We start from the raw sequence: 13,380 nt of genomic DNA, 5'->3' as shown, positions 1-13,380 counted from the left end.
GAAATATATTTAATTTTTTTATATAATTATTCCGTAGTATTAATTATATCTAAACTTTGTCCTTTTTTTAGAGTAATATATGCTTTTTTCCAATTTTTTTTTCTTCCAATGATATTTTTATTTTTTTTAATTTTTCCTTTTATCTGTACTGTATTAATATTTTGAACTTCTATTTTAAATATTTTTTTAATAGCATCACGGATTTCTTGCTTAGTTGCATTTTTTTTTACTTTAAAAGAAATAGTGTTATTCAATTTCATCAAATTAGAAGTTTTTTCTGAAATATGAGGTTTAAATAATAATTTTAATAATTTTTCTTGGTATTGCATTCAAGAATTCCTTCAATTTTTTTAATAGCATTAGTAGTTATTATTGTATAATCAAAATTGATTAAATTTACAGGGTTTATGTTATATACATAGTGAATATTAACATTATGAAGATTACGTGCTGATAATAACAAATTTTGATTAAATTCAGAAATAATAATCAAAATTTTTTTAGATGATATTTCTTTGATTTTTTTTAATAATAATTTTGTTTTTGGCAATTCTATTATAATTTGATCCATTAAAATTAATCTTTTTTGACGTATTAGTTCAGAAAAAATGCTTTTTAATGCACCTTTATACATTTTTTTATTTATTTTTTGGCGATATTTTTTAAATTTGGATGTAAAAGTTACTCCTCCAGATCTCCAAATAGGGCTTTTTGTTGATCCTGCACGAGCTCTACCAGTGCCTTTTTGACGCCATGGTTTTTTACCTGATCCTGATACTAGAGAACGAGTTTTTTGTGCAGAAGTATTTTGACGTTTACATGCAGAATAAGCTGTTATAACTTGATGTACTAGAGATGTGTTAAAATTTTGTTTAAATATACTATCAGAAATAGTAATAGTTTTTTTGTTATCTTGAATTAATAATTCCATTTTTTATTACCTTTATGATTCTATTTTAACAGATGGTTTAATAATTAATTTTGTTCCTGTTGGACCTGGCACTGAGCCTTTCAATAATAAAAAGTTATGAGTATTATCAATTTTTATTATTTTAAGATTTTGAATTGTAATTTGTTTATTTCCAAGTTGTCCTGACATTTTTTTTCCTTTAAAAACTTTACCAGGCGTTTGATTTTGTCCAATAGATCCTGGAGCTCTATGTGATAATGAATTACCATGACTAGCATCTTGTGTATGAAAATTCCACCTTTTTACTGTACCTGCAAAACCTTTTCCTTTTGAAGTACCAATAACATCAACTTTTTTTACATTATGAAATATTTCTATATCAATAAATTGACCTATTTTATATTTTTTAATATCTTCTTTTTTATCGTTTTTAATGCGGCATTCATGTAAATATAATCCAGGTTTTATGTTGTTTTTAAGATAATGTCCTAATTCGGCTTTATTTATATTATGTTTTTTTTCTCCAGATGTTATTTGAATTGCATTATATCCATCTTTTTTTTTATTTTTTATTTGTGTTATTTGATGTTTATAAATAGTAACTACTGTTACAGGAATAGATATGCCTTCTTCTGTGAAAATACGTGTCATACCTATTTTTTTACCTATTAATTTAATCATATTTTAATGATTCCTTATTTATCCATTGTTATAATAGTTTATCCTAAACTAATTTGTACATCTACTCCTGCAGCTAAATCTAGTTTCATTAATGCATCAACTGTTTTTTCTGTTGGTTCTACTATATCTACTAAACGTTTATGAGTACGAATTTCGTATTGATCCCGAGCATCTTTATCAACATGTGGTGAAATTAAAATTGTAAATCTTTCTTTTCTTGTTGGAAGTGGTATAGGTCCTCTTACTTGAGCTCCAGTACGTTTGGCAGTTTTTACAATTTCTGCAGTAGATTGATCTATTAAACGATGATCAAATGCTTTTAATCTGATACGAATTCTTTGATTTTGCATAAATTTATAATTTCCATGATTGATATTTTTAATTATGTATTTTAAAGATTGAGGTATAATAATGTGAATAGTAAGATTTTTTAAAAAAATATTTTAAAAACAATATTTTTTATAAAATTAGTTATTTTTGTATATTTTACAAAAAAGTGACTATATTTTCTTTAGCTTTTTTTATTGTATCCAAAATAAGATATATCAGTTTAATTTAATTTTATTGCAGTGAAGTAATATCTATACTTATTTTTGATAAGATAGACAATATAAAATATTTTATAAAAAATATTATTTTAAATCACATATTTGTTTTTATATTTAGATAAAACTATTTAAAGTAGATAATGTATAATGTTATCATTATGTATTAATAAAAACAAACGAGATAAACATATTTATTATATATGAATTAAATATAAAATTAAATAATAAAGTTCTTGATCGGTTGTTTATTTTAATTGTTTTTAAATTTAAAAAAATAATATTTATATAAATGTTTTATTTATGACATTTTTAAAATATATGCAAGTGTTTCTTATTTTTTGTATATTTCTTATATACTTAAAATAGTTTTAAATATACTTTTAACTGTTGTTTAATTTGATATGTTACATATTACATGCACAATATTACTTCATTTAAATCATTAATTGAATTAAAATCTTTAAATAAAAAAATTAATGGAAAAAAAATTATTTCTGGATTGAATTTAAACATTAATTATGGAGAATTTATTACAATTTTAGGTCCATCTGGATGTGGAAAAACTACTATATTAAGATTAATTGCTGGATTAGAATATGTCGATAATGGTTATATATTTATTGAAAATAAAGATGTTACTAAAATTCCAGCAGAAAAAAGACATGTTAATACAGTTTTTCAAAACTATGCTTTATTTCCTCATATGTCAGTATTTGATAATATAGCTTTTGGTTTAAAAATGAAAAAAAAGTCTTATAGAGAAATTCAATCTGAAGTTTACTCCATGTTATGTATGATACAGTTGGAAGATTTAAAAAATCGCTATCCTCATCAATTATCTGGAGGACAACAACAGAGAGTTGCTATTGCTCGTGCTATTATTAATAAACCTAAAGTTCTTTTATTAGATGAATGTTTATCTGCATTAGATTTTCATTTAAGAAAACAGATGCAAAACGAATTAAAATCGTTACAAAGATACTTAGGCATTACTTTTATTTATGTAACACATGATCAAGAAGAAGCATTAGCTATGTCTGATCGTATTATAGTAATGCGTAATGGAAAAATAGAACAAGATTCGACTCCATATGAAATTTATAAAAATCCAAAAAATATATTTGTTGCAAAATTTATTGGTTCTATTAATATTTTAAATTCTATTGTTTTGTATCGAATTAACAAAGAAAAAATACGTGCTATTGTTGAAGGATATGAATGTAATATTTACACTAAATTATTTGTACATAATGGTCAATATCTAAAAGTTTTATTACGTCCAGAAGATCTTCAAATTAAAAAATATAATAAATCTAAAACAAAAATTGGTTTAATTGGAAATATTTATCAAAGCAATTATAAAGGTGTAATGTTTGATATAGAAGTCAAATTAAATAATGGGAAAAAAATTTTAGTTTGTTCCTTTTTTAATGAAAATCAATTAGATATAAATTCCTTATTTAACAAAGAAGTGTGTATTACATGGATGAAAAAAAAGGAAATTGTATTATTAGATGAAAAAAAATAATATTTTATTTCAAAAAATTATTGTATATATTGTTATATTTTGGTTATTTTTTTTTATTTTTATACCAAATCTAGGTTTAATTTTTATTAGTTTTTTTCAATATAATGCAATTAAAATTTTTGATTTTATTTTAACTTTTGATAATTATAAAGAAATTTTTAATCCTGTGTATTATAGAGTAATGTTATATTCTATATATATATCTTTTTTCTCTACTTTATTATGTTTATTGATAGGATATCCGTTTTCTTTAATTTTAGCTACGGTTGTTTCTAAAAAATGGATATCTGTTATGTTATTTTTGTTAATTTTACCATTTTGGACTAACTCCCTTATTAGAATTTATGCATTAAAAATTTTTTTTAGTAAAAATGGTTATTTAAATTCTTTATTGTTATCAGTAAAATTAATTAATCAACCAATTGATATTTTGTATACTGAAGTAGGAGTAATCATAGGTTTAGTTTATCTTTTATTACCTTTTATGATTATTCCATTATTTTCTAGTATTCAAAAGATAGATAAGAATTGTATTGAAGCTGCTTTTGATTTAGGAGCTAACCGATTACGTGTTTTTTTTTCTATTATTTTCCCTTTAACTATTTCTGGAGTGATTTCGGGAAGTTTATTAGTATTTTTATCATCTATAGGTTTATTTTACGTTTCTGATATCATAGGTGGAAGTAGAAATTTATTAATAGGAAATATTATTAAAAATCAATTTCTTTATTTAAGAAATTGGCCATTTGGATCAGCTATGAGTATTTTTTTAATATTTATTATGATTATTGTTTCATATATTTATTATCATATATTAATTCTATTTAACAAAAAATAATTTAATTTTAATGAAATTTATTTTTCGTAATATATTTATAATTTTGATATATATTATTTTATATATTCCAATAATAATATTAGTTGTTAATTCTTTTAATTTGTCAATTTTTGGATATAAATGGCATGGTTTAACATTGCAATGGTATGATTTACTATTAAAAAATGATAGTTTAATAGATTCTGCTATTCATTCATTAATTTTAGGTAGTTGTTCTTCAATTATTTCAACTATTTTAGGTACTTTAGTAGCAGTAATTTTATATTTTTATGAATTTAGATTTAAAAAATTTATTACTTCTATGTTATTTATTATTATCATTATTCCTGATATAGTATTAGCGATTTCTTTGCTTTTATTGTTTGTTTTTTTAAAAATTGAATTAGGTTTTTATTCTTTATTAATTGCACATATTACATTTTCTTTACCGATAGTTGTAGTAATTATTTACACGAGAATTAAAGATTTTGATGTCAAAATTTTAGAAGCTGCTAGAGATTTGAGTGCAAGTGAATTTATTATTTTAAAAAAAATAATACTTCCTTTATTAAGTCCATCTATTGTATCATCTTGGTTATTAACTATGACTCTTTCTATGGATGATGTGATTATTTCTTCGTTTATTACTGGTCCATCATATGAAATTTTACCATTAAAAATTTATTCTATGGTGAAAATTGGAATTTCACCTGAAGTCAATGCAATTGCAGCAATATTATTATTGTTTTCTTTTATTTTTTTATTTATTAGTGAGTGGATTACTAAAAAATATATTTAAATAAAAATATAATTTTTCATAGTATGTTTAAAATTTTGTATTTTAAAATAGGAAATTAATAATGAAAAAATGTTTTTTATTTTTAATGTTAAGTTTTTTAATAATACATTATTTTTCAATATCTTTTGCTGATGGTAGAGATAAAAAAATATATTTTTATAATTGGTCTGAATATATACCAACAGGTTTATTAAGTCAGTTTACTAAAGAAACTGGAATTAAAGTAATTTATTCAACTTATGAATCTAATGAAAGTATGTATACAAAACTAAAAAGCAATCCTAATTCTCATTATGATTTAATAGTACCATCTACTTATTTTATTTCTAAAATGCGTAATGAAGATATGTTAACAAAAATAAATCGTAATAAACTAACTCATTTTAACAATCTTGATCCTAGTTTGTTAAATAAATCTTTTGATCCTAATAATGATTTTTCTATTCCATATATTTGGGGTGCTACTGGTATAGGAGTTAATCAAAAAATAACTAATAAATTAAACATTGAATCTTGGGCAGATTTATGGAATCCTATTTTTAAAAAGAAAATATTATTAACTAATGATGCTAGAGAAGTTTTTCAGATCGCTTTACTTAAATTAGGTTATTCAGGTAATACAAAAGATAAATTGGTTATAAAAAAAGCATATGAAGAATTAATTAAATTGATGCCAAATGTTCGAATGTTTAATTCTGATAATCCAGCATATCCATTTATTCAAGGAGAAATTGAAATTGGTATGATGTGGAACGGTTCTGCATTTTTAGCAAATCAACAATCTGATATGAAGATAAATTTTATTTGGCCTAAAGAAGGAGGAATTTTTTGGATGGATAGTTTAGCCATTCCAAAAAATGCTGAAAATATTGAAGGAGCTTTAAAACTTATTGATTTTTTGTTAAGACCAGATATTGCTGCTTTAGTTGCAAAAAAAATTGGTTATCCTACACCAAACTTAACAGCAAAAAAGCAATTATCTACTCAGATTTTATCTGATATAAATTTATATCCAAGCAAATCAATTTTAGACAAAGGAGAATGGCAAGATGATGTAGGAGAAACATCTTTAATATATGAAGACTATTTTCAAAAATTGAAACTAATACATTGAAATTATTAAAGTGAGTTTAATAATATTGTTTTTCTATTTTTTATGTTCAAAATTTATTCGTTTATTGGTAAGTATGAGATCCATATTCATGATCAGTAACGTCTTTGACACCTTTTATTTCATTGGGAAATAAATTCATTAATTTTTTTTCTATTCCTTCTTTTAAGGTAATTTGTGCCATAGAACATCCATTACATCCTCCTTTAAATTTTAATAATACATATCCTTCATTAATAATATCAATTAGTGATATGTGTCCTCCATGTAATGATAATTGTGGATTAATTTGTGATTGAATAATGTGTCTTATTTTATTTATTAATGAATCTTTTTTAAATATTTTTTTGTTTTTATTTTTGTAAGTTAGCTGAATAGTTAATTGAGAGTTTAATTGATTTGAAATAAAATCTACTATAGCTCCTTTTAGAAAGGCAACATCTTTTTTATCTAGATATGCATCAAATTTATCAAACTGAATTTTAACATTTTCTTCATTTGTTTTTTTAGGTACGTAATAAATTACTTTTCCTTCTATTTTTTTTGAATTTGTTTGTTCAATAAAAAATTTAATTTGTGTTCCTTTTTTTTGTTTTGTTAATAATTTGATAAAATGTTTTTGTGCAGATTTTGTAATATGAATCATATAAAATATACCTATTTAAGAATTTTTAATATGTTTTTCAATTTGTTTTTTTTAGGTCAGAAACATTTCCTATTTCTGATCCAAATTTAATAAACATTTTTTTTTTTAAAGATGAATTTAAAGTAATATATTTTTTTTGAAATAATGTAATTACAGTTGAACCAATTTGAAATTTTCCCATTTCTTCTCCTTTTTTTAAAAAAATTTTATTATTTTTTGAGTAATTCCAATATTGGATTTCATTTTCATGTTTTTTATTGATTATTCCATGCCATTTAGTACTAATACTTCCTACAATTATTGATCCTATTAAAATTTGTGCCATCATACCAAATTTTGTATTAAAAATACATATGATTCGTTCATTTTTTGTAAAAATATTAGAAATAGAGTTAACATTTTTTTTATTTACTGAAAAAAATGTACCAGGAATATAAATCATTTTTTTTAAAATTCCGCTGTATGGCATATGTACACGGTGATAATTAGCAGGAGATAAATAAAAAGTTATAAATAACCCATTTTTAAATAAAATACTACTATTAATATCATTAGCAAATAATGATTCTAATGTATAATTATATTTTTTCGCTTGTATAATTATATTTTTTTGAATTTTCCCTAGTTCTGTGATTATTCCATCTACTGGAGATACTAATTGATTATATCCAGATGCTATTGGACGATTTTTTTTTTTAAGTTTTCTTAAAAAGAAAGAATTAATATTTTTATATTGTGAATAATGATTTAGTCGATTTTCTTGTAAATTAATTTTATATTTTTTAACGAAAAATTTTATAAAAATTTTTGTTAAGAATGAACAATTTTTATTTGCAATCCATCCAAAAAATTGAGTAATTTTTTTTTGAACAAAAAAAGATATTTTCTCTTTCATATTTTTTATTAAATTAAATATAAATATGTATATTTATATTTAAAACCATTGTAGTTTATTTATAATATTTTTTCTGGGGTACCTGGATTCGAACCAGGGATGCCAGGATCAAAACCTGGTGCCTTGCCACTTGGCTATACCCCAAAATTTTTTCATTTTTTTAAATACGGGAGGCGAGAGTTGAACTCGCATGCTTTATAGCGCTAGAATCTAAATCTAGTGCGTCTACCAATTTCGCCACTCCCGCATTTTATTTTTGAGGCTACGACAGGATTTGAACCTGTGACCTCAGCGTTATGAGTGCTGTGCTCTTACCAACTGAGCTACGTAGCCTTTTTTTTAAAAAAAATAAAATAGGTACTAAATATTTATGTTTTTTTTAAATTACCATGACAAAACTTATATTTTTTTCCAGATTTACATGGACAAGGCATATTTCTTCCTAATTTATTTTTATTAAGATGTTGATCTTGAATCAACAAAATATTATTTTTTTTATTTTGCTTATCTGACGAATAAATTTTGTGTTTTAATAAAATATTACTATTTTCATTTATAAATTTCAAATTTTCTATTTGGTTTACTTCAATATTATTTAATGTTGATATAACTTCATATTTTAATGTATTTAACATATTTGAAAACATATTAAAAGATTCTCGTTTATATTCTTGTTTTGGATCTTTTTGTGCATAACCTTGTAAATGAATTCCTTGTCTTAGATAATCCATTGCTGCACAATGTTCTTTCCATAAAAAATCTAATTTTTGCAACATAATGTTTTTTTCAAAAGATCTCATAATTTTTTGACCTATTTTTTTTTCTAAATGATTATATAGATCAATCATTTTTTTCAAAATTTCTTTTTTTAACTGATCTTGAAGTTTTTCTTTATTTTTATTTATTTCCAGATATTTTTGAATAGATATTTCTAAACGAAAATCTTTTTTTAATTGGTTTTGCAATTTTTTTAATTGAATTTCATTAGTTAATAAATTATTTGAAATATATTTATTTAGTATAAGATTAATCACATCTTCACGAATTTTTTTAATAGTATCATATATATCAGATCCATTTAATAAATTATTTCTTTGTGCATAAATTGCACGACGTTGATCGTTTGCTACATCATCATATTCTAAAAGTTGTTTTCTGATATCAAAATTTCGACTTTCAACTTTTCTTTGAGCATGTGCAATAGCTTTAGTAACCCATTTATGTTGTATAGATTCTCCTGGTTTCATACCTAATGTTTTCATCATATTTGCTACTTTCTCTGAAGCAAAAATACGCATTAAAGAATCTTCCATAGAAAGATAAAATCTAGATGAACCAGGGTCTCCTTGTCTTCCAGATCTTCCTCTTAATTGGTTATCAATTCGACGTGATTCGTGATGTTCTGTTCCGATGATATGTAATCCACCTATGTTAATTATTTTTTTGTGATTTTCTTTCCATTTTTTTTTAATTTCATTAATTTCTTTTTGGTTTCTATTTTTAATTTTTTTAATTTCTGCTTGCCAATTTCCACCTAACAAAATATCTGTTCCTCTTCCAGCCATATTTGTTGCAATCGTCACCGCACCTTCCATTCCGGCTTGTGCTATAATGTCTGCTTCCATTTCATGAAATTTAGCATTTAATACATTATGTTTAATTTTTTTTTCTTTTAATTTTTTTGATATTAATTCTGATTTTTCAATAGAGATAGTACCTACTAAAACTGGTTGTCCTTTTTGACTACATTTTTTAATTTCATTAATAATAGCATTAATTTTTTCTTTTTCTGTAATAAAAACTAAATCTGGAAAATCTTTCCTAATCATAGGCGAATTAGTTGGTATTACAATAGTATCTAATTGATAGATTGAACGAAATTCACAAGCTTCTGTATATGCAGTTCCTGTCATTCCAGATAATTTTTCATAAAGTCGAAAATAATTCTGAAAAGTAATTGATGCTAATGTTTGGTTTTCATTTTTTATTTCTACTTTTTCTTTTGCTTCTATTGCTTGGTGTAAACCATCTGACCATCTACGTCCTTCCATAGTTCTTCCAGTATATTCATCTACAATAACTATTTCTCCATTTTTTACTAAATAGTCAACATTTTTATTAAAAAGTACATGTGCACGTAAAGCAGCCATAACGTGATGCATAAGTACAATATTAGAAATTGAATAAAGAGATTCTCCTTTTTTCATTAATTTTTCATGTACTAATAATTTTTCAATTAAATCTAATCCTCTTTCTGTTAGAGTTACATGTTTTGATTTTTCATCAATAGAAAAGTGTCCTTTACCTTGAAAAAAATCAGAATCATCTTGTTCTTGTTTTTTTAAATAAGGAATGATTTTATCAATTTTTTGATATAGTTTTGAACTATTTTCAGCAGGACCTGATATAATCAGTGGAGTTCTTGCTTCGTCAATTAAAATTGAATCTACTTCGTCTATTAATGCATAATGTAAGGTTCTTTGAACTCTTTCTTGTGGACTAAAAACCATATTATCTTTTAAATAATCAAAACCATATTCATTGTTTGTGCCATAAGTTACGTCCGCTAAATATGCTGTTTTTTTCATTTTATTAGATATTCCTGAGATATTAATTCCTACTGTCATATCAAGAAATTCGAATAGTGGTTTATTATTTTCTCCATCTCGTTTTGCTAAATAATCGTTAACAGTAACAATATGTACTCCTTTTTTAGTTAATGCATTTAAATATGCTGGTAATGTTGCTGTTAATGTTTTACCTTCTCCAGTACGCATTTCTGCTATACAACGTTCATTTAAGACAATTCCTCCAAGAATTTGAACATCAAAATGACGCATATTAAACACTCTTTTACTAGCTTCTCTAACCGTTGCAAAAGCTTCTGGAAGTAATTCGTTTATTTTTTTACCTAATTTTAGTTGTTTTCTAAATTTTTTGGTTTGTAATTTAAGTTGATAATCTGAAAAATTCTTTATTTTTTTTTCAAGTTTATTAATAAGATAAACAGTTTTATTTAAACGATTTAGAATTTTTTCATTTCTATTTTGAAAAAGTTTTGTTAATAATTTATTAAACATATTTTGTATTGAGGATTTTTTTTATAAAAAATAATTTTTTGTTTTTTTTATTTAGTAATAATATTATGATTTATATCATAAATAATATAATTTCGAAATTAAAAAAACGTTTATTATACAAGATATTAAGTTCATTGATAAAAAATATTTGTTTTAAACAAATATTTTTTATCAATTAAATCATTAATCTTAAAGGAGATTTAAATGACAAAGGAATTTCTGATTCATCATTGAATGTGACCATATCCCATGCCGACTTCATTTCTAAAGTAGTTTGTAATAATTTATTATTTAATGCATGTCCTGATTTATATGCAGTAAAGGCACCAATAATATTATATCCACAAATAAATAAATCACCTAAAGCATCTAACGTTTTATGTCGTACGAATTCATCTTCGAATCTTAATCCATCTTTATTTAAGATGTGATAATCATCAACTATAATTGCACAGTCGAAACTACCTCCTAAACATAAGCCTTTGGATTGTAAATATTCAATATTATTCTTGAAACCAAAAGTACGTGCACGACTTAAGTCTCGAACAAAAGATTTTTCAGAAAAATCTAATTTATAACGTTGACGACTTCTATCAATTACAGGATGATTGAAATTAATAGTAAAATCTAAACTAAAACCATTATATGGAGCTAGTTCTGCCCATTTATCCCCATCGAATACACGTACACATTTTTTAATTCGAATAAATTTTTTCATACTATTTAATTCTTCAATGCCTGCATCTAATAGTAAAAAAACAAATGGAGCTGCGCTGCCATCCATAATAGGAATTTCTGGAGCATCGACTTCAATAATAACATTATCAATTCCTAATCCAGCTAAAGCAGCATTTAAATGTTCTATTGTTGATATACGTACATTGTTATGATTGACCAGGCAGGTGCATAACATGGTATCACGTACTGATTTTGCATTTGCTAAAAAATCAACGGGAGGATTTAAGTCTATTCTTCTATAAATAATTCCTGTATTTGATAGTGCTGGACTTAGTGTTAAAGTAACTTTTTTACCGATGTGTAGTCCCATTCCGGTGACTTTAACAATGCGTTTAAGTGTCCTTTGTCTAATCATTATTAAGTACTCAAATATTTACTATACGTCTTGTCATCCTTTGAAAAGGATAACAAGACAATATTATAACATAAAAAATAAAATTTTAATTAAAAATTTAATCAGCTTGCTTTCTTAAAAAAGCAGGAATATCTAAGTAATCTAGATCTTTTTTAGATCTTATTTCTTTTTCTCTATTTATTTTAGATATTATTTGTTTTTCCATTAATGGTGTTATATTAGAAATGGAAGTTTGATTATTTGAATTATATAATTGTTTGATTGAAGATACTGTTTTTTGATTATTGATTAATGTTATTTCTTGATTTTTTTCCATTCCTATTCCAGTTGCTACAACAGTAACACGTAATTCATCATTCATTTCTGGATCTAATGAAGTTCCAATTACGACTGTTGCATTATCTGATGCAAATGCACGGATTGTATTTCCAACTGTTTCAAATTCGTCTAGTTTTAAATCGAATCCTGCAGTAATATTAACTAATACACCTCTAGCTCCAGATAAATTAATATCCTCTAATAGAGGACTAGAAATAGCTATTTCTGCTGCTTCTTCTGCTCGATCTTCTGCATTAGCAACTCCAGAACCCATCATTGCATATCCCATTTCAGACATTACAGTTCGAACATCAGCAAAATCAACATTCATTAAACCAGGACGTGTAATAAGTTCTGCAATACCTTGTACTGCACCTTTTAATACATCATTTGCTGAACTGAATGCATCTAATAAAGAAATTCCTCTTCCAAGTACTTTCAATAGTTTGTCATTTGGAATAGTAATTAGTGAATCAACAAATTTAGATAATTCTACAATTCCTGATTCTGCAAAAGCTAAACGTTTTTTTCCTTCAAAATGAAAAGGTTTTGTAACTACTGCTACAGTCAGAATACCTAATTCTTTAGCAATTTCTGCAACAACAGGTGCCGCGCCTGTTCCTGTTCCTCCACCCATTCCTGCAGCGATAAAAACCATATCTGCACCATCTAATGCATTATGTAATGCTTCTCGATCTTCTTCTGCAGCATTTCTCCCTATTTCTGGATTTGCTCCAGCTCCTAATCCTTTAGTAATCCCGCTTCCTATTTGAATCGTTTGTTCTACTGCAATTTTTCGTAATGCTTGTGCATCTGTATTAATTGCAAAAAAATCTACTCCTTCAATATGTTTTCGTACCATGTGTGCAACTGCATTTCCTCCTCCTCCTCCTACACCAATTACTTTAATTATTGCGTCATTAGATAATTCTACTGGTTCAAACATAATCTTTT

General features: G+C 24.6%; 13 protein-coding genes and 3 tRNA genes. 4 read left to right on the top strand and 12 right to left on the bottom strand.

Going from position 1 to position 13,380, the window contains the following annotated elements; translation table 11 throughout:
- Window positions 1-26 precede the first annotated feature (26 nt).
- Genes rplW through rpsJ form a run of 4 tightly spaced genes read right to left on the bottom strand, consistent with a single transcriptional unit; the run spans window position 27 to window position 1,941 of the window.
- The gene (gene rplW / locus RA161_01920; protein WMY97279.1) at window positions 27-329 is read right to left on the bottom strand and encodes a 50S ribosomal protein L23; all 303 of its coding nucleotides are present in this window, start codon (window positions 327-329) and stop codon (window positions 27-29) included.
- On the bottom strand, window positions 305-931 hold the full coding sequence (gene rplD / locus RA161_01915) for a 50S ribosomal protein L4 (GenBank protein WMY97278.1): 627 nt from the start codon (window positions 929-931) through the stop codon (window positions 305-307). The genes rplW and rplD overlap by 25 nt, the downstream gene beginning before the upstream one ends.
- Window positions 932-943: 12 nt before the next feature.
- Window positions 944-1,591 (bottom strand): 50S ribosomal protein L3, encoded by a 648-nt coding sequence (gene rplC / locus RA161_01910; GenBank protein ID WMY97277.1) that lies wholly within the window; start codon window positions 1,589-1,591, stop codon window positions 944-946.
- A gap of 38 nt (window positions 1,592-1,629) precedes the next feature.
- The gene (rpsJ, locus tag RA161_01905; GenBank protein WMY97276.1) at window positions 1,630-1,941 is read right to left on the bottom strand and encodes a 30S ribosomal protein S10; all 312 of its coding nucleotides are present in this window, start codon (window positions 1,939-1,941) and stop codon (window positions 1,630-1,632) included.
- Between the two features lie 613 nt (window positions 1,942-2,554).
- On the opposite strand from rpsJ, the gene potA reads away from it, so the two are divergent.
- The 4 genes from potA (at window position 2,555) to RA161_01885 (ending at window position 6,397) form a co-directional block, all read left to right on the top strand.
- Window positions 2,555-3,667: a spermidine/putrescine ABC transporter ATP-binding protein PotA gene (gene potA / locus RA161_01900; GenBank protein WMY97275.1), complete on the top strand. Its 1,113-nt coding sequence runs from the start codon at window positions 2,555-2,557 to the stop codon at window positions 3,665-3,667.
- Window positions 3,654-4,505 (top strand): spermidine/putrescine ABC transporter permease PotB, encoded by an 852-nt coding sequence (gene potB / locus RA161_01895; GenBank protein ID WMY97274.1) that lies wholly within the window; start codon window positions 3,654-3,656, stop codon window positions 4,503-4,505. Before potA ends, potB begins: the two co-directional genes overlap by 14 nt.
- A 10-nt stretch (window positions 4,506-4,515) precedes the next feature.
- Window positions 4,516-5,283, top strand: coding sequence for a spermidine/putrescine ABC transporter permease PotC (gene potC / locus RA161_01890; GenBank protein WMY97273.1), 768 nt, complete (start codon window positions 4,516-4,518; stop codon window positions 5,281-5,283).
- Between the two features lie 85 nt (window positions 5,284-5,368).
- A complete protein-coding gene (locus tag RA161_01885) occupies window positions 5,369-6,397 on the top strand; it encodes an extracellular solute-binding protein (GenBank protein WMY97720.1) in 1,029 nt (342 codons plus the stop codon).
- A 61-nt stretch (window positions 6,398-6,458) separates the two neighbouring features.
- Here the strand turns inward: RA161_01885 and RA161_01880 are convergent, their stop codons facing one another.
- From RA161_01880 to ftsZ, 8 genes are all read right to left on the bottom strand, one after another.
- Window positions 6,459-7,040, bottom strand: coding sequence for a NifU family protein (locus tag RA161_01880; protein ID WMY97272.1), 582 nt, complete (start codon window positions 7,038-7,040; stop codon window positions 6,459-6,461).
- Window positions 7,041-7,077: 37 nt separating this feature from the next.
- Window positions 7,078-7,935 carry an archaetidylserine decarboxylase gene (gene asd / locus RA161_01875; protein ID WMY97271.1) on the bottom strand — a complete coding sequence of 286 codons (858 nt, stop codon included), beginning with the start codon at window positions 7,933-7,935 and terminating at the stop codon, window positions 7,078-7,080.
- 73 nt (window positions 7,936-8,008) lie between these two features.
- Window positions 8,009-8,079: transfer RNA gene (locus RA161_01870), tRNA-Gln, on the bottom strand.
- 21 nt (window positions 8,080-8,100) lie between these two features.
- Window positions 8,101-8,182, bottom strand: a tRNA-Leu gene (locus RA161_01865).
- A 12-nt stretch (window positions 8,183-8,194) separates the two neighbouring features.
- Window positions 8,195-8,268 (bottom strand) — tRNA-Met (locus RA161_01860).
- A gap of 35 nt (window positions 8,269-8,303) precedes the next feature.
- Window positions 8,304-11,015, bottom strand: a complete 2,712-nt coding sequence (gene secA, locus RA161_01855) for a preprotein translocase subunit SecA (GenBank protein ID WMY97270.1) — start codon at window positions 11,013-11,015, stop codon at window positions 8,304-8,306.
- A gap of 175 nt (window positions 11,016-11,190) precedes the next feature.
- The gene (gene lpxC, locus RA161_01850) at window positions 11,191-12,108 is read right to left on the bottom strand and encodes a UDP-3-O-acyl-N-acetylglucosamine deacetylase (protein WMY97269.1); all 918 of its coding nucleotides are present in this window, start codon (window positions 12,106-12,108) and stop codon (window positions 11,191-11,193) included.
- A gap of 97 nt (window positions 12,109-12,205) precedes the next feature.
- On the bottom strand, window positions 12,206-13,372 hold the full coding sequence (gene ftsZ / locus RA161_01845) for a cell division protein FtsZ (protein WMY97268.1): 1,167 nt from the start codon (window positions 13,370-13,372) through the stop codon (window positions 12,206-12,208).
- Window positions 13,373-13,380 lie beyond the last annotated feature (8 nt).

Source organism: Arsenophonus sp., from assembly GCA_031446085.1.
In the GTDB taxonomy this organism is placed as follows: Bacteria; Pseudomonadota; Gammaproteobacteria; order Enterobacterales; family Enterobacteriaceae.
Note: the sequence above shows the minus strand (reverse complement) of the source record. Positions and strands in the feature narration are given on the sequence as shown.